This window comes from Rhizobium johnstonii 3841 (genome assembly GCF_000009265.1).
In the GTDB taxonomy this organism is placed as follows: Bacteria; Pseudomonadota; Alphaproteobacteria; order Rhizobiales; family Rhizobiaceae; genus Rhizobium; species Rhizobium acaciae.
The window spans coordinates 525,410-543,636 of sequence record NC_008380.1 but is presented as its reverse complement, the minus strand read 5'-3'; the positions used below and the strand labels follow the sequence as shown (position 1 = coordinate 543,636).

The 18,227-nt window shown below is 61.8% G+C and carries 17 protein-coding genes and 1 pseudogene; 7 read left to right on the top strand and 11 right to left on the bottom strand.

Annotation, left to right across the window (positions count from 1 at the left end):
* The first annotated feature begins 134 nt into the window (after positions 1 to 134).
* Positions 135 to 1,760: a glucose-6-phosphate isomerase gene (gene pgi, locus RL_RS02635; RefSeq protein WP_028740477.1), complete on the top strand. Its 1,626-nt coding sequence runs from the start codon at positions 135 to 137 to the stop codon at positions 1,758 to 1,760.
* A gap of 550 nt (positions 1,761 to 2,310) precedes the next feature.
* Positions 2,311 to 3,717 (top strand): alpha,alpha-trehalose-phosphate synthase (UDP-forming), encoded by a 1,407-nt coding sequence (gene otsA / locus RL_RS02630; protein ID WP_011650293.1) that lies wholly within the window; start codon positions 2,311 to 2,313, stop codon positions 3,715 to 3,717.
* Between the two features lie 317 nt (positions 3,718 to 4,034).
* Here otsA and RL_RS02625 read toward each other — a convergent pair whose 3' ends face one another.
* The 3 genes from RL_RS02625 to RL_RS02615 all read right to left on the bottom strand — a co-directional run bounded on the left by RL_RS02625 (position 4,035) and on the right by RL_RS02615 (position 6,441).
* Positions 4,035 to 4,961: a carbohydrate kinase family protein gene (locus RL_RS02625; RefSeq protein WP_011650292.1), complete on the bottom strand. Its 927-nt coding sequence runs from the start codon at positions 4,959 to 4,961 to the stop codon at positions 4,035 to 4,037.
* Between the two features lie 62 nt (positions 4,962 to 5,023).
* On the bottom strand, positions 5,024 to 5,713 hold the full coding sequence (locus tag RL_RS02620; RefSeq protein WP_011650291.1) for an orotate phosphoribosyltransferase: 690 nt from the start codon (positions 5,711 to 5,713) through the stop codon (positions 5,024 to 5,026).
* Between the two features lie 71 nt (positions 5,714 to 5,784).
* Complete coding sequence (locus RL_RS02615) at positions 5,785 to 6,441, bottom strand: TetR/AcrR family transcriptional regulator (RefSeq protein WP_011650290.1); 657 nt, start codon at positions 6,439 to 6,441, stop codon at positions 5,785 to 5,787.
* A gap of 101 nt (positions 6,442 to 6,542) precedes the next feature.
* On the opposite strand from RL_RS02615, the gene RL_RS02610 reads away from it, so the two are divergent.
* The 3 genes from RL_RS02610 (at position 6,543) to RL_RS02595 (ending at position 9,024) form a co-directional block, all read left to right on the top strand.
* Positions 6,543 to 7,367, top strand: a complete 825-nt coding sequence (locus tag RL_RS02610) for an NmrA family NAD(P)-binding protein (protein ID WP_011650289.1) — start codon at positions 6,543 to 6,545, stop codon at positions 7,365 to 7,367.
* The gene (locus tag RL_RS02605; protein WP_028740480.1) at positions 7,355 to 7,852 is read left to right on the top strand and encodes a DUF1772 domain-containing protein; all 498 of its coding nucleotides are present in this window, start codon (positions 7,355 to 7,357) and stop codon (positions 7,850 to 7,852) included. The genes RL_RS02610 and RL_RS02605 overlap by 13 nt, the downstream gene beginning before the upstream one ends.
* Positions 7,853 to 8,463: 611 nt before the next feature.
* The gene (locus tag RL_RS02595; RefSeq protein ID WP_032992372.1) at positions 8,464 to 9,024 is read left to right on the top strand and encodes a hypothetical protein; all 561 of its coding nucleotides are present in this window, start codon (positions 8,464 to 8,466) and stop codon (positions 9,022 to 9,024) included.
* Positions 9,025 to 9,031: 7 nt separating this feature from the next.
* Here RL_RS02595 and RL_RS40395 read toward each other — a convergent pair.
* The 8 genes and pseudogenes from RL_RS40395 to RL_RS02560 form a co-directional block, all read right to left on the bottom strand.
* A pseudogene (locus RL_RS40395) lies at positions 9,032 to 9,220 on the bottom strand (diguanylate cyclase); the annotation flags it as partial.
* A gap of 33 nt (positions 9,221 to 9,253) precedes the next feature.
* Positions 9,254 to 9,790 carry a glyoxalase superfamily protein gene (locus tag RL_RS02590; protein WP_028740483.1) on the bottom strand — a complete coding sequence of 179 codons (537 nt, stop codon included), beginning with the start codon at positions 9,788 to 9,790 and terminating at the stop codon, positions 9,254 to 9,256.
* A gap of 190 nt (positions 9,791 to 9,980) precedes the next feature.
* On the bottom strand, positions 9,981 to 11,159 hold the full coding sequence (locus RL_RS02585; RefSeq protein WP_028740484.1) for a GGDEF domain-containing protein: 1,179 nt from the start codon (positions 11,157 to 11,159) through the stop codon (positions 9,981 to 9,983).
* Between the two features lie 180 nt (positions 11,160 to 11,339).
* On the bottom strand, positions 11,340 to 12,386 hold the full coding sequence (gene pyrC, locus RL_RS02580; protein ID WP_011650283.1) for a dihydroorotase: 1,047 nt from the start codon (positions 12,384 to 12,386) through the stop codon (positions 11,340 to 11,342).
* A gap of 72 nt (positions 12,387 to 12,458) precedes the next feature.
* A complete protein-coding gene (locus RL_RS02575) occupies positions 12,459 to 13,091 on the bottom strand; it encodes a nucleoside triphosphate hydrolase (protein WP_011650282.1) in 633 nt (210 codons plus the stop codon).
* A complete protein-coding gene (locus RL_RS02570) occupies positions 13,088 to 13,885 on the bottom strand; it encodes an ATP-binding cassette domain-containing protein (RefSeq protein ID WP_011650281.1) in 798 nt (265 codons plus the stop codon). The genes RL_RS02575 and RL_RS02570 overlap by 4 nt, the downstream gene beginning before the upstream one ends.
* Positions 13,886 to 13,887: 2 nt before the next feature.
* Positions 13,888 to 14,952 carry an ABC transporter permease gene (locus tag RL_RS02565; protein WP_028740485.1) on the bottom strand — a complete coding sequence of 355 codons (1,065 nt, stop codon included), beginning with the start codon at positions 14,950 to 14,952 and terminating at the stop codon, positions 13,888 to 13,890.
* Positions 14,953 to 15,107: 155 nt separating this feature from the next.
* Positions 15,108 to 16,127 carry a sugar ABC transporter substrate-binding protein gene (locus RL_RS02560; RefSeq protein ID WP_011650279.1) on the bottom strand — a complete coding sequence of 340 codons (1,020 nt, stop codon included), beginning with the start codon at positions 16,125 to 16,127 and terminating at the stop codon, positions 15,108 to 15,110.
* Positions 16,128 to 16,355: 228 nt separating this feature from the next.
* Here RL_RS02560 and RL_RS02555 point away from each other — a divergent pair, with 228 nt between their 5' ends.
* Together RL_RS02555 and RL_RS02550 are read left to right on the top strand one after the other, a co-directional pair.
* On the top strand, positions 16,356 to 17,603 hold the full coding sequence (locus RL_RS02555) for an ROK family transcriptional regulator (RefSeq protein WP_011650278.1): 1,248 nt from the start codon (positions 16,356 to 16,358) through the stop codon (positions 17,601 to 17,603).
* Positions 17,587 to 18,063 carry an RbsD/FucU family protein gene (locus RL_RS02550; protein WP_011650277.1) on the top strand — a complete coding sequence of 159 codons (477 nt, stop codon included), beginning with the start codon at positions 17,587 to 17,589 and terminating at the stop codon, positions 18,061 to 18,063. Before RL_RS02555 ends, RL_RS02550 begins: the two co-directional genes overlap by 17 nt.
* Positions 18,064 to 18,227 lie beyond the last annotated feature (164 nt).

Here is an 18,227-nt window from a genome sequence, read left to right as displayed (position 1 = left end):
ATTAGAGGCTTTCCTGAAGGGGCCATCCGCTTGCCGCGGGTGGCTTTTTTCCATTTCCGCAGGCGACTGAACTTGATTTGCGGGTGAGAAAGCGAATAGTTTCCGCAACCTTTCCGCCTCCAAAGGAGCCTCCCATGAACGCCATCGTCGAACAGCTGAAAAGCACCGCTGATGCCACCAAGGCAACAGATATCCGTGCCGCCTTCGCCGCCGATTCGCAGCGCTTTTCGCGCTTTTCCGTTTCGCTCGACGACCTGCTGATGGATTTCTCCAAGACGGCGGTGAATGACGACATCCTCAAGCTCTTGGTGAAGCTCGCCGAGGAAGGCGGCGTCGAGAAGAAGCGCGAGGAAATGTTCTCCGGCAAGGCGATCAACTTCACCGAAGATCGCGCCGTTTTGCACACCGCATTGCGCAACCGCTCCAACGCACCGGTTCTGGTCGACGGCAAGGACGTCATGCCCGACGTCAATGCTGTGCTTGCCGCCATGGGCAAGTTTGCCGACGACGTCCGCTCCGGCACGCTGAAGGGCGCCACCGGCAAGGCGATCACCGATGTCGTCAATATCGGCATCGGCGGCTCGGATCTCGGGCCTGTGATGGCAACGCTGGCGCTTGCCCCCTTCCATGACGGCCCGCGCGCGCATTTCGTCTCCAACATCGACGGCGCCCATATCGCCGACATCCTGAAGCTGGTGCAGCCGGAAACGACACTGTTCATCGTCGCCTCGAAGACCTTCACCACCGTCGAGACGATGACCAATGCGCAGACGGCGCGCAATTTCATCGCCAAGGCGCTCGGCGAAGCGGCCGTGCAGCACCATTTCGCCGCCGTCTCGACGGCGCTCGACAAGGTCGCCGCCTTCGGCATCGACAGCGCCCGCGTCTTCGGCTTCTGGGACTGGGTCGGCGGCCGTTACTCGATCTGGTCGGCGATCGGCCTGCCGCTGATGATCGCCGTCGGGCCGGAGAATTTCGGCAAATTCCTCGACGGCGCCCATGCCGTCGACAATCATTTCCGTAAGGCGCCGATTACCGAAAACCTGCCGATACTGCTCGGCCTGATCGGCTTCTACCACCGCAATGTGCTGGGCTACCCCACCCGCGCCATCCTGCCCTATGACCAGCGCCTGTCGCGCTTCCCGGCCTATCTGCAGCAGCTCGACATGGAATCGAACGGCAAGGGCGTCACCATCGACGGCACGCCGGTCGAAGGCAATTCCGGCCCGGTCGTCTGGGGCGAGCCCGGCACCAACGGCCAGCATGCCTTCTATCAGCTCATCCATCAGGGCACGAGCATCATCCCGGCAGAGTTCATGATCGCTGCCAACGCCTTCGAGCCGGAGCTGCGCCACCAGCACCAGCTGCTGATCTCCAACGTGCTTGCCCAGTCGGAAGCGCTGATGAAGGGACGCACCTTCGCAGAGGCCAAGAAGCAGCTGACCGACAAGGGCATGGACGACAAAAAGGCCGACTTCATCGCGCCGCACCGGGTCTTCACCGGCAACCGGCCGTCGATCACCTTCGTCTACGACAAGCTGACCCCTTATGCGCTCGGCCGCCTGATCGCGCTTTACGAACATCGCGTCTTCGTCGAAGGCGTGCTCTTCCGCATCAACTCGTTCGACCAGTGGGGCGTCGAGCTCGGCAAGGAACTGGCGACGGGCCTGCTGCCGGTCGTCGAAGGCAAGGAAAGTGCAGCATCGCACGACTCCTCGACGCAGGGCCTGGTTGCGGCACTGGCGAAGCTTGCGAAGTAAGCGATCGAGATTGCCCCTCACCCTAACCCTCTCCCCGTTCTGACGGGGAGAGGGGACGTACCCTGCGAGAGGCGAGTGAGGAACGGAGAGGTCACGGCATATTCCCTTCTCCCCGTCAGAACGGGAAGAAGGTGCCGGCACGCGGATGAGGGGCGGACGCTGGCTCCCGTCTCAAAGCCCGATCTCACGCGGCCAGTGCTGACTGCCGCCAACATCGTCATTGCGTCCGCAAATGATGCACTGATATCAACGAGGCTGGTGCATCCGCATGATGGGCTTCGCTAAGCGAAATCGGATTGAACGTTCTTCTAATCAAAAATTGTAGAATGAATTCTTTCAATTCGTTGGAATCGCCCTAGATTCAAGCAAAATCTATGCGGAAAATGCTCCGTTCGTTGTTCTTGTTGGCATCTGCACCGGGGCGCTCGCGCCCGGGTCGGCTCTGTCGATGTCGGCGCCTTCACTGCATGGTCCCTGCCCAAGTTCAGGAGATGCCTCAAGACGCTCGTCACACAGCGTTTTCATGGCCCATCTCCACCAAAGGAAGCTCATGAGCCGTCTTGTCGTCGTTTCCAATCGTGTTCCCATGCCGGCCAAGGATGGGAGCGCCGCTGCCGGCGGCCTGGCCGTCGCGCTGCAGGCAGCCCTGCAGGAGCGTGGCGGCATTTGGATGGGATGGTCGGGAGAATCGAGCGGGGACAGGGAACCTGGCCCGCTGTCGCAGCTGCAGAAGGGCAACATCACCTATGCGCTGACCGATCTCACCGATACCGACGTCGAGGAGTATTATCGCGGCTTCGCAAACCGCGTTCTGTGGCCCATCTGCCATTATCGACTGGACCTCGCCGAATATGGCCGGAAGGAAATGGCCGGCTATTTCCGCGTCAACCGCTTCTTCGCACATAGGTTGGCGCCGATGATCGAGCCGGACGACATCATCTGGGTTCATGATTACCACCTCATTCCGCTGGCGGCCGAACTCCGCCAAATGGGGCTGAAAAACCGGATCGGCTTCTTCCTGCACATTCCCTGGCCGCCGGCCGACATTCTCGTCACGATGCCCGTCCATGAGGAAATCATGCGCGGGCTCTCGCATTACGATCTCGTCGGCTTCCAGACCGACTACGACCTCCAGAACTTTGCCGGGTATCTCAGAAGGGAAGGAATTGGCGACGACCTCGGAAATGGATTGTTCGATTCCCATGGGCGGATATTCAAGGCCGGCGCCTATCCGATCGGGATCGAAACTGCGGGCTTCGCCGAATTCGCCGAGAGAGCCGCAAACAATATCATGGTACAGAAGACCCGGCGCAGCGTTGAAGGCCGGGACATGATCATCGGGGTCGACCGCCTCGATTATTCGAAGGGCATCATTCAGCGGCTGGAAGCGTTCGAAACCTTCCTCACCAGCAATCCTGCCTACCAGAACAAGGTCACCTATCTGCAGGTCACGCCAAAATCGCGATCGGAAGTTCCCGAATACGAGCATATGCAGAAGATGGTTGCCGAACAGGCCGGCCGCGTGAACGGCGCCATCGGAACGGTCGACTGGGTGCCGATCCGCTATGTCAACCGATCGATCAGCCGCAACGTGCTCGCAGGCATCTACCGGCTGGCGACGATCGGGCTGGTCACGCCGTTGCGCGACGGCATGAACCTCGTCGCCAAGGAATATGTCGCCGCCCAGGACCCGGATCGGCCGGGCGTATTGGTGTTATCGCGCTTCGCCGGCGCGGCTCGAGAGTTGAAGGGCGCACTGCTGGTCAATCCTTACGATGTCGAAGGCACTGCCAATGCCATCGCCAAGGGCCTTTCCATGTCGCTGGAGGAGCGCCGCGACCGCTGGAGCATGATGATGGAGCATCTGCTTTCTCACGACGTCTCACTTTGGTGCGAGAACTTCTTGGGGGATCTGGTGCTTGCTCCCGAGCTTCGCCCGGAGCATGATCCCGGATAGTCTCCTGATCGATCGGCATCGACCGGTCCTTCGGACCCGAGGGAAGAAGAGGGAATCGAGACGTTGCGGCGTATCTCTTCTCCCCTCGGGGAGAAGGTGCGGCAGGCAGATGAGGGGGCCGCACGGCACGCCCTCTCATCTAAAACCCATCCCGAAATGCCGTGCCCCAACGCCTTGAACAAGGTCGAGACGATTCCAGCGCGGCCGAACCCCGTAGGAGCGTTGTTAAGACCGGCTTCGCCGGCCCCCTCATCCGCCGTACGGGCACCTTCTCCCCGCTGGGGAGAAGAGGGAATCGAGATGTTGCGGCTTAAGTCTTAAAGCCCGATCTCGCGCGCCCAGGGCGGATTGGCGCCGGCGCGGGAGACGGTGACGGCGGCGGCTTTGGCGCCGAGGGTCAGGGCGTTGCGCAGCGCCTTTTCGTCCAGCGAAGCGACCTGCGCCTTGGTCAGCAGATTATCCATCTTCAGCGACGCCAGGATACCGGCATCGAACGTATCGCCGGCGCCGACCGTGTCGACGACGGTGACGCGCTCACTCGGCACCGTTACCTTGCGTTCCTTGGTATAACCGGAAGCACCTTCCGCGCCCTTGGTGATGACGACGAGCTTGGCGCCGTGGTTCAGCCAATGGGCGGCGAGCGCATCATGGTCGCCTTGCAGGCCGAACCATTCGAGATCTTCGTCGGAGAATTTCACGATGTCGGCTTTCGCAGCCATGCGCTTGATGCGGGCCATATGCGACGGCTTGTCCTTGATGAAACCGGGACGGATATTCGGATCGAGCGAGATGACGCGGCGAGCGGCTTCACGGTCGAGCAGGGCTTCATAGGTTTCGCCGCAGGGGCTGGGGATCAGGCTGATTGCGCCGAAATGCAGCGCCTCGCAATCATCGCCGAGATCCGGCAGGTCGGCTGTGGTGATCATCCGGCCGGCCGTGCCCTCGTCGTAGAAGGCATAGGTCGCCTGGCCGTTGACCAGCTTGACGAAGGCGATGGTCGAGGGACGCGGCGTGATGGCGCACGGGCTGTAATCGACATTGCTCGCCTTCAGCGTCTCCAGCAGGATTTCGCCCATCATGTCATCGGCAATGCCGGTGAAGAAGGCCGTGGGGATGCCGAGGCGGCCGAGCGCGATTGCGGTGTTGAAGATCGCGCCGCCGGCATAGGGCGCAAAGCCCTTTTCGCCCAGCGTCGTGTCCCTCGGCAGCATGTCGATCAAGGCTTCGCCGCAGCACAAAATCATCGTATTCCTCCCAACAGCACTTATGTGTTCATCAACCGATTAAGCGAGCTTTTGTCAACTAGCTAGAGCGAAAGCTCACTAACGCCACCATTTCTTCCCGACCAAGCGAGCGGCGCATCGAGGAAGGCCTCGACTTCCGACAGCGTCTTGTCGTCGAAGAGCTTCTGTTCTTTGGCAACAGCCAGAACATTACGCCAAGTGGCGATGTGATGCAGCCTGACCTTGCCGTCGGCAAAGCGCTCTTCGCCGAATATGCCGTAGAAGAAAAGCGCGATGCCGTGATCGACGATGCCGCCGGCGGCACGGATGGCATCGATGAACTTGAACATGCTGCCGCCTGCTGTCGTCAGGTCTTCGATAACAAGCACGCGCGAGCCTTCCGGCATGTTGCCTTCGATCTGGGCATTGCGGCCATGGCCCTTCGGCTGCTTGCGGACATAGATCATCGGCAGGCTGAGGCGGTCGGCAAGCAGGGCGGCGAAGGGAATGCCGGCGGTCTCGCCGCCGGCGATGCAATCGAATTGCTCGAAGCCGGCATCGCGCAGCAGGGTGCTGGCGGCGAAATCCATCACCGTCGAGCGGATGCGCGGGAAGGAGAGCAGCTTGCGGCAATCGATATAGACCGGGCTCGCCATGCCGGAGGAGAGTTTATAGGGCTGGGCGGCATTGAAATGCACCGCCTTGATTTCCCAGAGCATCTTGGCCAGCAATTCAGCCATCACGGCACGGTCGGGAAATGTGGTCTGGATCATGCGGCTCTCCTTCGGCTTGGATCCTTGCGGGAATAGCAGCAAGAGCCCGCCGTTTCCAGACGAAAGGCGGGCTATTGCTGTAGCAGGCGGCCGATATCAACGATCTGCATTTTCTTGAAGAGGGCGATCGCCTGGGCGCCCTCCTCCGCATCCAGCGAAACGGCATAACGCACGGCGGCGGCAAGCAGCTGCATCGTCAGCCGGGCGATGGCGAGCAGTTCCTTGCGGTCGCGATCCGGCCACAGGCGGACCAGCACGGCGAGAAATGCCTGGGCATGGAATTCCATGTCCTCGGCATCGACCTGCTGCAGCAGCTTATCGGTATGGGTCGCATGCCAGATGTCGCGCATGACAGGCTCGCGGCGGAAGAAGGCATAATATTCGTCGACGATATTGGCGAGCGCGCCCTGCAGGTCCGCAGCGTCGGTCACCTTCGCCAGTTCCTCTTCGACGCAGCGCCTGCCCTCTTCGTTGAAGCGCTCGGCCAATGTGCGGATGATCGAGGTCTTGTCGGGGAAATACTGGTAGAGGGCGCCAAAGGAGAGACCGGCCTTTTCGACGATCTCGCTCATCTTCAAGCCGTCGCTGCCATGGCTTTCGATCAGCTCGGCGGCCACCGCGAGGATCTTTTCGAAGCGCTCGCGGCCGCGCTGCTGGCTGGGAATGCGGCGCAGCTGGCCGGTAGACTCCTGCTGGCGCCTGCGCGTTGCGACCGGCTGTTCCGACATGCTCTCTCCTTTTCCACGTTGACAAACAAAATAAGAGAGATTATCTCATTTTGCAAATGAGAGAGTTTCTCTTGTTTTCAAAGTTTGGGAGGAGTTTTGACATGCAGACTTCCGAAATCGTCCTCGTCGGTGGATCGGGAAAGACCGGCGGCCGCATCATCAAGCGCCTGGAAGAGCGCGGCCTCACCGTCCGCGCGGCATCACGCTCCAGCGCACGGCCCTTCGACTGGGAGGACAGGTCGACCTGGCGCGGCGCGCTTGACGGCGCATCGAGCGCCTATGTCGCCTTCCAGCCGGATCTTTCTGTCGCCTGGGCGGCGGAAGCGATCGAAGCGCTCGCCAGGGTCGCTGTGGAATGCGGGCTTGAGCATATCGTGCTGCTTTCCGGCCGCGGCGAAGAGGGGGCGCAACGGAGCGAGGCGGCGCTGAAGGCGTCCGGCATGAACACCACCATCCTGCGCGCCTCCTGGTTCTGCCAGAATTTCAGCGAGGGCGCCTTCCTGGAGCAGATCCTGAGCGGCCGCCTGCAATTGCCGGCGGGCGAGATCAGCGAACCTTTCATCGATGCCGACGACATCGCCGATGCCGCCGTCGCCGCCTTGACCGATCCGCGCCACCGCAACAAGACTTACGAACTGACCGGCCCGCGGGCGCTGACGTTCCGCCAGGCGGTCGCCGAGATCGCTCAGGCCACCGGGCGGGCGATCGAATATGAGCAGGTGTCGATGGCGGATTTCTCCGGCGGGCTTGCGGATGCCGGCCTGCCGCGGGGCCTGATCGAACTTCTGGAGGAGCTTTTCGGCCAGGTACTCGATGGCCGCAACTCCAACGTGATGGGCGGTGTCGCCGAGATTCTCGGCCGTCCGGCCACCGATTTCAGCGAATATGCCCGCCGGACCGCGGCAACCGGACTATGGAGCGCCTGACCATGCAGATCATTCTCATCCTCTCCCTCGTGGCCGCGGCGATCGGCAGCGGCCTCGTCGCCGGCATCTTCTTCGCCTTCTCGACCTTCATCATGACCGCCTTCTCGCGGATCCCGGCGGAGCAAGGCATCGCGGCGATGAACTCGATCAACGTGACGATCGTCCGCTCGCCCTTCATGGGCCTCTTCGTGCCGACAGCGATCCTCTGCATCGTCATCGCCGTGCTCGCCCTGATCGACTGGCGCGGCGGGGCATCCGTTCTGATGCTGGCGGGTGCAGCCCTCTACATTTTCGCCTCCTTCCTCTCGACCATCATCTTCAACGTGCCGATGAACGATGCGCTGGCAAAGGTCGGCGGCAACGGCCCGGAAGCGGTTCAGCTCTGGACCACCTATGTCAGGGACTGGACGTGGTGGAACCATGTGCGGACCATCGCCTCGCTGCTCGCCTCGGTGGCCTTCGTACGGGCGTTGATGGTCGTCTGAGAAGAGGCGGATGCATTCAAGGAGCAGCGTTGCGGCGCGTCCTTCGAGGCGATCCAGCGGATCGCACCTCTGGATGAGGTAGATTGGGAGGGTGCCGCAGCCTCGCCTCCGCCTCGGTCACCGGCTCCTGGAAGCGCGCCAAGCGGAGATCACGGCGAGCAAAAAGAACAATCCCGCCAAACCGGCCCACAGAGAAGCGCCTTGCGTCAGGTTGTCACCGTCGGGAGTGAGGCAGCTGGACAGGGCTTGCGATATGCAATCTCGAAACTTCCAGTACCTTTCATAGAATAACCATCCGAAGACAATCGACAGAAGCGCTAAAGTCAGGACCGAAACATATTTCATCTGGTTCCCACCCTGCCGACCAGGACTCATTTCCATTGAAACAACGTCGATGGTGTGACTGTAGGTTCCAAGGACGGAGATGCAAGCGCCGACATCCAAGGGAGCGCCATCCTTGTCGTTTGTCGTTGGTGTATAAAGGGGCTCCGCGACCTCTTAGACGCAGCCAAAATGGTTTTTGCTGCCCTGATCGTGCCCCTTGAAGCCGCCAGCCGAAATGTGTCACAGAGTGATTGACAGGTTGCGATGTAAAGAGCGGTACGTTGTCCATGGGGTCGAAGGAAGAGAGTGTCAAATGGTCGCTCGGTAAACCGGGCCGGATCCTTCTGACTATGTTGCTTTTGCCGGCCGTACTTTCCATTTTCGTCCAGATATCCGGCCTTAACTTTCTGCCGTCAAACGAGTGGATCTCCAAGGCGGCCCTTCCTGCTCTCGCCGTCGGCGTGGTCTCTGCGGCATTGCCGTTTTGGCTCACTTTGAAGAGCAGGCGCGAGATCGACGGCGTGAGGAAAGGTTTCGGCCTGCTAATCGCTCCGATCGCTGGTTATTTCTTCGGAAAGCATCTCGTCATCATCGCAGTGCCGATGCTATTCGCCTTTATCGCTGGCCATCTGGTGGAGCTTTCTTTCACCGTCGTCGACGCCCATGAAAGGGGTAGCAAAAAATGCCGGTCACCGGTTCAGGTCGAAGGGGTTCCGATGCTATTCGACGAAATTTGCTGGGTCCCTGAGAACGTCAGGCGAGAACTTGGACCCGGACAGCGGATCGCCGTTTCGGGCCGAGGCACCAGTCGGGGTGTCTTTGTGGAAAGTCTGCGCCGGGTAGATTGAAGAAACGCCGCGCCTCGAAGGCTTTCCGGATGAGCTCGGCCCGGCGGGGCATGATCTCCGTCAGCACCAGCGCAAACTCTTCGCCGCCGAGCCGGGCCGCGGTATCGCCGGGGCGGCCACGGGCCGTCAGGTCATCGGCGAAGACCTGGAGCACGCGGTCACCGGCGGCCTGGCCATAGCGATCGTTGACCGATTTGCTTGCCACCTATAAGCCAAGCTGCGCTGACCACTATCTCTGTTCGCAAAAGGCGATGCGGTTGCTGAAGGGGTCGGTGACGGTCATCTCCAGCCCCCACGGCGCTTCCTCGACGCCGGGCTTCATGTAGCGATAGTCCTTGCCTGAGAGTTCGGCGTGATAGGCCCTGATATTGGCGACGCGGACGAAGGCCTTGGCGCCGGGGCTAGCGTCGCCGGAATGCTCGCTGAGGTGCAGCGCCATGCCGTCACGCGAAACCTGGCAATAGAGCGGGAAGTTTTCGCCGAAGCGGTGCTCCCAATCGAGATGGAAGCCGAGGAAGCCGCAATAGAACTCCTTGGCCTTTTCAACCGAGAAGATGCGGAAGATCGGCATCGGCGGCTCGATGCCGATGGCAGAGGGGTTAGCCCCTGCCGCATCGATCTTTGCCGAGAGGATATTCCATTGATCGAGCCCGAACTGCCGGGCGACGATTTCGAGCGTCTCGCTGTGGGTCAGCGAAATGTCGCGGTCGGCAAGGGCCTGTCGCAATGTCTTTGCCATGAGCTTGGCATCGCGAAAATCGCGCATGATGTCATCCTTCCGTTGGCGGCAAACAGGAAGATCAGTGCCCGCGTCTGCTGACCCGTTCGCCATCGATCGCCAAACGGCAAGGGATGTGAAGGATGTTGTCTGGATGCATTCACCTTAACGCAGAAGCGTCGCGGGGCGGCTGGCCGCATCCGGCCGAGGGCGATAATATGAGAGAGTCGGTCAGGAATCAAGACGCGGTGCGTGTTGCCTCGACGGGAACCGCCTTGAGGTAGCTGGCAAGCTCGACCCGGTTGCGGCCGGCGCGCTTGGCGACATAGAGCGCCTTGTCGGCGGCACTCAGCATGGTGTCGAAATCCAAGCTCTTTGAACGGCCGGGGGCGACGCCGACGCTGACCGTGCATGTCAGCACCTCGTCGTCGATATGGATCTCGCGCGCCTCGAACGCTCGGCGGATGCGCTCGGCCGTCAGTTCCGCCCGGCCGGGCATGATCTCCTTCAGCACCAGTACGAATTCCTCGCCGCCGAGCCGGGCAGCGGTATCGCCGGTGCGGCAATGGGCCGAAAGTTCGCCGGCGAAGACATTGAGAACGCGGTCGCCGGTGGCATGGCCGAAGCGATCGTTGACGGATTTGAAATGGTCGATATCGAAGACGATGACGGCGGTGGTCGTTCCCATCGGGCGTGTGCCGTATTGGTCGAAGAGGGCGCGGCGGTTGAGCAGGCCGGTCAGCGGATCGGTGATCGCATCGAGACGATGGCGGGCAGCGAGCCGCCATTGATGCAGCGCCAGCGACAGCGCACCGATCCCGGTCATGCCGGCGATGCAGACGGCAAGGCTCAGATCTTCGGCCCAGTTGCTGGGGGCGTGGCCCAGCACCAGCTTGCCGTCTGATATCAGCACGGCGGCGCAGAGAAAGAAGGAGATCGCCGTCAACGTATAAAGCGCTGTGATGCCGAGGAGCGGCGCGGGTGCTTCGGCACGGGCGAGCCAATATTGCCGGGCGGTGGCAAAGAGCAGAAGGGCGATGGCGAGATTGTCGGCGATGAAGGCCAGGCCGTCATAGCCCGACAGCATCGGCACGACGGAGAAGACCATCGCCGCAAACGCGCGGATCGCGATTGCGGGGAGAAACACCCGGCCGGTGAGGAATTGTTTGCCGGCCCCCCAGATGGTGGCAAAACCGGCATGGAACAGCACGAAATTGGCGACGCCGAGCCATTTCTCCGGCGTATTGACATAGGCGCTATAGACGAAAATGCCGCTGACGACGAGGACAAGGCCGACGGTGGCGGTCAACAGCACGGTCTCCGAGCGGCGGACAAGCCAACTGCCCATCAGCGTCACGGCCAGGCAGGCCGCGGAGACGCCGAGCGCCAACAAGAGGGAGTTATAGTCAAGCATCATGCTTTTCAGTCTCCGCGACTGCAGCCGCGCCGGATGATGTCGGCAGCTCATGGGGTCGGTGCTGAGGAATGTCTTATGCATCCGTTAACAAATGATGCACCGCACAATACAAATGTTACGCGTTTAACGTTACACCGGAATTTAGGATAACAAATCTATTTAAAATTGAAATCTGAAAGCTTACGCCTGCTGCACCACCTGCCAATGCAGGGGAAACATGGGATCGAACACCGTCACGGGACCGGCGCCAGTTTCAATCCTCGCGGGAAAGACAACCGGTTCGGCCTGCCTCGACAGGGTGATGCGCTCCTCGTTCGGCTGTAGCCCGTACCAGGCCGGCCCGTTCAGCGACACGAAGGCTTCGAGCCGCTCCAGCGCGCCCTCCTGTTCGAAGACATGGGCGAGGCAGCTCATCGTGTTGACCGAAGTATAGATGCCGGCGCAGCCGCAGGCGCACTCCTTCAGCGGATCGACATGCGGGGCGGAATCCGTGCCGAGGAAGAAGCGCGGGTCACCGCTGACGGCCGCTGCACGCAAGGCCAGCCGGTGGTTTTCGCGCTTGGCGACCGGCAGGCAATAATAATGCGGGCGGATGCCGCCGACGAGGATGGCGTTGCGGTTGATGATCAGATGGTGGGTGGTGATCGAGCCGGCGAGATTGCCCCTGGCCGCCTTGATGTAGTCGACGCCATCCGATGTCGTTACATGCTCCATCGTCACCTTCAACTCCGGCAGGCGCTGCCGTAGCGGGTCGAGCACGGTGTCGATGAAGACGGCCTCGCGGTCGAAGATATCGACCTCCGGCGTCGTCACCTCGCCATGGACGCAGAGCGGCAGGCCGATCTTTGCCATGCGCTCCAGCACCGGCATCGCCTTTTCCATGTCGCGGACGCCGCCATGCGAATTGGTCGTGGCGCCGGCGGGATAAAGCTTGACGGCGGTGATGAGGCCGCTGTTCTTCCCCTCCTCGACGTCGTCGGGGCTGGTATGCTCGGTCAGATAAAGCGTCATCAGCGGCTGGAAACGATGACTATCAGGCAAGGCCTTGAGGATGCGCTCGCGATAGGCCTTGGCGTCAGCTGACGTGACGACCGGCGGCACGAGATTGGGCATGATGATGGCGCGGGCGAAGGTGCGGCTCGTATCGGCGATCACGCCCTCCAGCATGGCGCCGTCGCGCAGATGCAGGTGCCAGTCATCAGGACGGCGGATGGTGATCGATTGCATGGCAGGCCTCCGAAGCGATGCGTCTGCCGTCTCGATAGCACTATCTTTTACATGAAAACAATCGCCGCTGCATCACGCCAGCGCGATCTCCAGCGTCACATCGGCCGGACGGCGGTTTTCGAGGATCAGCCGGCCGTTCGGCAGGTCGTTGCCGTAGACCTTGGCGTTGGCGGCCTCTTCGGTCAGGTTGTAACCGCGCCAGCGATCCCAAAGGCGCTCTTCCAACACCTCGATTGGTGGGGCGAGCATGATCGTATAGTCGAAGATGCCGTCGAGTTCGGCCCATTTGCCCTGCGTGAAGAGCAGATAATTGCCTTCGATGATGATGAAACGATCCCCGGGAGCGATCGGGCGGGCAGAGGCAATCGCAAGCTCGCGCGAGCGGTCGAAGACGGGGACGAGAACTTCCTGATCTGCGGGGCGAACCGCGCGGACGATATCCAGGAAGCCACGCACATCGAAGGTTTCGGGAATACCCTTGCGGGCAAGCAAGCCGCGTTCAATGAGAATGGCATTGTCCATGTGGAAACCATCCATGGGCAGCACCGCGACACTCTCGCCTTTCGCCCTCAGGGCGTTGGCCAGATTGTCGGCCATGGTCGATTTGCCGGCACCCGGCGGTCCGGCAATGGCGACCAGGAACCGCCTGGAATGGCCGGCGCGGTCAAGCACCTCGCCGGCGATTTCATCGATGCGTGCGTTCATGCGGCGACGGGCTCCGTCGGCACCGCCTTGGCGCCGGTCATGAAGGCGACGGCGTCGGACATGGTGTATTCCTTCGGATCAATCACCGTCAGCCGCCGGCCGAGGCGGTGAATATGGATCCGGTCGGCCACCTCGAAGACATGCGGCATATTGTGGGAGATCAGCACGATCGGCAGGCCGCGGGCGCGCACGTCGAGGATCAGTTCCAGCACGCGCCGGCTTTCCTTGACGCCAAGGGCCGCCGTCGGTTCGTCCATGATGATGACCTTCGAGCCGAAGGCGGCGGCACGGGCGACCGCGACACCCTGGCGCTGACCGCCGGAGAGCGTTTCCACCGCCTGGTTGATGTTCTGGATGGTCATCAGGCCGAGTTCGGTCAGCTTGTTGCGCGCCAGCTTTTCCATGGCCGGCCGGTCGAGCATGCGGAACATCGAACCGAGCACGCCCGGTTTGCGGATCTCGCGGCCGAGGAACATGTTGTCGGCGATCGACAGCGCCGGCGACAAAGCGAGATTCTGATAGACGGTCTCGATGCCGGCCTCGCGCGCTTCCATCGGCGAGCGGAACTGCACCTGCCGGCCTTCGAGGGTAATCACCCCCTCGTCCGGGGTGACGGCGCCCGATATCGCCTTGATGAGCGAGGATTTGCCGGCGCCGTTATCGCCGATGACGGCGAGGATTTCACCCGGATAGAGGTCGAAATCGGCGTTGTCGAGCGCGGTCACGCGGCCATAACGCTTGACGAGACCCCGGGCAGTGAGAAGGGGGGCAGTGAGAAGGGGTTCGCTAGCCATGATTACACCGAAACCTTTCTGATCCACTGATCGATGGCGACGGCGGCGATGATCAGCACGCCTGTCAAAAGGACTTTCCATTGCGGGTCGGCGCCGAGCATGTTGAGGCCCATCGAGACGACGCCGACGATCATGGCACCGAAGAGCGTGCCGAGAATGGAGCCGCGGCCGCCGAACAGCGAGATGCCGCCGATCACCGTCGCGGTGATCGCCTGGAGGTTAAAATCGGTGACGGCCGAGGACGGCGAGATCGAGCCGTTGCGGCCGATCGAGACCCAGGCGGCCAAGCCGGCAATGACGCCCGATATCGCGTAAACGGTCAGCAGCACCTTCTTGGTCTGAATGCCGGAGAGCTTGGCCGCCTCCGGATCGTCGCCGACCGCATAGACATGCCGGCCCCAGGCGGTGTGATTGAGGACATACCAGAGCACCAGGACGAGCAGCACCATGGCGATGACGCCGAGGGTCAGCACGGCGCTGCCGAGCTTGAAGCTCACGGCGAAAAGATGCAGCAGCGGTGCCTTTTCGTCGACGTCGGTGTCGCGGATCGTCTCATTGGCGGAATAGATGAAATTCGTCGCCATGACGATGTTCCAGGTGCCGAGCGTGACGATGAAGGGCGGCAGCTTCATGTAGGCGACGAGGAAGCCGTTCAGCAATCCGCAAAGGCCGCCGACGACAAGCCCGGCGATCACTGCAATCGGCGTCGGTATGCCGTAAGTGATGGCGACATTGCCCATGATAACCGCCGAGATCACCATGATGACGCCGATCGAAAGATCGATGCCGGCGGTCAGGATGACCAGCGTCTGGGCGGCGCCGAGAATACCGACGATGGCGATCTGCTGCAGGATCAGCGTCAGCGTATAGGACGAGAAGAACCGTCCGCCGATGGTGAGCCCGAAGATGACGATCGCCAGCACCAGCACGATCAGCGGCACGGCGGCCGGCGTCGAGTGGAGAAAATGCTGCGCGCGCTTGATCAGCGAGACTTTCTCGTGCTCGAAGGAGGCAACGCTCTTGTCGCTGCCGTCGAGGACACGTTCGAATTCCTGTGTTCCGGTCATGGTTCCTCCTCCGCATCCGCGCGCCGAACTCGCGCGGGGGCCGTCACCGATATCCATCCGGTCTTTGATTAGCCGGTTCGTGAGGCGACGGCACATCGTCCGTCGAAAACGGCCGGGGATCAAGCCCCGGCCGGTCTGCTTTCAACAATCAGGGCTCAGCCCCAGCACTTGTCCGTGCCTTCTTTGGTGTCGATCGACTTGACGCCGGAAACCGGCTTGTCGGTGACGAGCGAGACGCCGGTGTCGTAGAAGGACTTGCCTTCGGTCGGCTTCGGCTTTTCACCATTGTCGGCGAACTTCTTGATCGCTTCGACGCCAAGGGCTGCCATCATCAGCGGATATTGCTGCGAGGTGGCGCCGATGACGCCTTCCTTGACCGACTTCACCCCTGGGCAACCGCCGTCGACCGAGACGATCAGCACGTTCTTTTCCATGCCGACGGCCTTCAGCGCCTGATAGGCGCCGACAGCGGCCGGCTCGTTGATCGTGTGGATGACGTTGATGCTCGGATCCTTCTGGAGAAGGTTTTCCATGGCCTTGCGGCCGCCTTCTTCATTGCCGTTCGTCACGTCATGACCGACGATACGAGCATCGTCCTCGTCGCCGATCTTGTTCGGGTCCTTAGGATCGATGCCGAAGCCCATCATAAAGCCCTGGTCGCGCAGAACGTCGACCGTCGGCTGCGACGGGGTCAGGTCGAGGAAGCCGACCTTGGCATCCTTGGCCTTGTCGCCCATCGTTTCCTTGGCCCACTGGCCGATCAGCTTGCCGGCGAGCAGGTTGTCGGTGGCGAAGGTGGCGTCGGCGGCATCGGCCGGCTCGAGCGGTGTGTCGAGAGCGATGACCAGCAGGCCGGCATCACGGGCCTTCTTGACCGAAGACACGATGCCCTTGGTGTCGGAAGCAGCAATCAGGATGCCCTTTGCGCCGTCGGCAATGCAGCTTTCGATCGCGGCCACCTGGCTTTCGCTGTCACCGTCGACCTTGCCGGCATAGGACTTCAGCGAGACGCCGAGTTCCTTGGCCTTGGCCGTCGCACCTTCCTTCATCTTGACGAAGAAGGGGTTGGTGTCGGTCTTGGTGATGAGGCAGGCAGCAACGTCAGCCGCCATGACAGGAGCGGAAAAGGTGACACCAAGCGCGAGCGCGCCGAAAGCGAGAACAGACTTCTTCATGGAACTCCTCCCAGAGTTTGCCGGCGCCGCCCCTGCGGGGCCGGAAGCTTAAGATATGACACTTCGCCGTGGATCGCTAATGCCTCCCAGCGGTCCCGTGCCCTTGACGACGGCAATTAAGAGCGAAAAGAAATCGGCTTGTCAATAAATAAATCCAATTGAATTATTAATTCGATGTGGCATGCTCCATCGAATTCGGGCATAGGCCAACGATCGGGAGGAGCGGCCATGTCGACCTTGGATGGACCGGAACACACGCCGGTCCCGCCACCAATTCTGAATCCGGCCGGAGGTGCGAACCAGGTCAGGGTGCGGGCCTATAACGAACGGCTCGTGCTGTCGCTGGTGCGTCTCTACGGCGCGCTGTCGAAGGCCGATATCGCGCGCCGCAGCGGGCTGTCGGCACAGACCGTCTCCGTGATAATGCGGGTGCTGGAGAAGGAAGGGCTGCTGTCGCGCGGGGAGCCGGTGCGCGGCCGTGTCGGCCAGCCGTCGATCCCGATGCATATCAATCCCGATGCCGTCTATTCCTTCGGCCTGAAGATGGGCCGGCGCAGCGCCGATCTGGTGCTGATGGATTTCGTCGGCCGCATCCGCATGCAGTTGCACCGGACCTATGCCTACCCACTGCCGGATGAAATCCTCGCCTTCGTCATCTCGGGCATCCGGGAGCTGGAAGAGCGGCTCGACGACAAGCAGCGCTGCCGTATTGCCGGCCTCGGCATCGCCGCGCCTTTCGAGCTCTGGAATTGGGCCGAAGAGGTGGGGGCGCCGGCTGGCGCCATGGAGGTCTGGCGGGAGATCGACCTGCAGGCCGACATCGCCTCCCGCGTCTCGCATCCGGTCTTCATGCAGAACGATGCGACCAGCGCCTGCGGGGCCGAACTCGTCTTCGGCGTCGGGCCGTCCTATCCGGATTTCGTCTATTTCTTCATCGGCTCCTTCATCGGCGGCGGCATCGTCCTCAATTCGGCGATCTTTTCCGGCCGCACCGGCACGGCAGGCGCGATCGGCCCCCTGCCCGTGCGCGGCAAGAACGGCGAGACGAAGCAGTTGCTCGAAATCGCCTCGATCTTCGTGCTCGAAAACATGCTGCGCGAGCGTGGCATAGATCCCGAGCCGCTCTGGTATTCGGCCGACGACTGGGTGGATTTCGGCGAGCCGATGGAAGCCTGGATCCAGGATAGCGCCAAGGCGCTGGCGCAGGCGATCGTCGCCGCCGCCTCGATCCTCGATTTCAGCGCGGCTGTGATCGACGGCGGCTTTCCCAGCTGGGTGCGCAGCCGCGTCGTGCAGGCCACCATCGACGAAGCGGCCAAGCTCGACCTGCAGGGCGTCGTCATGCCCGAAATCATCGAGGGCGCGGTCGGCGCCCAGGCGCGCGCCATCGGCGGCGCCAGCCTGCCGATCTTCGCGCGTTACCTCACCGACCAGAACGTACTCTTCAAGGAGGTAGACCATGCTGAAAGGACTTGATCCGCTGTTGAGCCCGGAGCTGCTTTTGACGCTTCGCGCCATGGGCCACGGCGACGAGATCGCCATCGTCGACGGCAATTATCCGGGCGTCGAACATGCCCGCCGGCTGATCCGGCTCGACGGCCACCACCTCATACCGGTTCTCAACGCCGTGCTCAGCGTGCTGCCGATCGACGACTTCGTGGCGGAGGCGATCTTCCGTTCGACCGTCAAGGCCGAGCGCGACAAGCTCGACCCCGTGCATGAGGAGATGATCGACTGCTGCGCCCGCCACGAGCCGCACCGGCAGGTAGTGCCGCTGATCGGCCAGGATTTCTACGGCCGGGTGAAGACCGCCCATGCGGTGATCCAGACCGGCGAGCCCAGGCTCTATGCCAACATCATCCTGCGCAAGGGCGTGATCTATCCGAAGGAGCCGGGAACCCATGCCGCGGCCGGGGTCGATCCGTTCGTCTACTAGAATAATTCCGGCAAAAGTGCGCAGCGGTTTGGTCGTCGGTAAGCTTTGGCTTTCGATCCGGCTGAAGGTCAGACTTTCGGCATTCGTTCGATGGATGTTATGGTGCGGTGGTTGCGTTGGTGCACCGCGCCGGCAAGCCGCTCGGTAAGCCAAGTGCTGCGAAC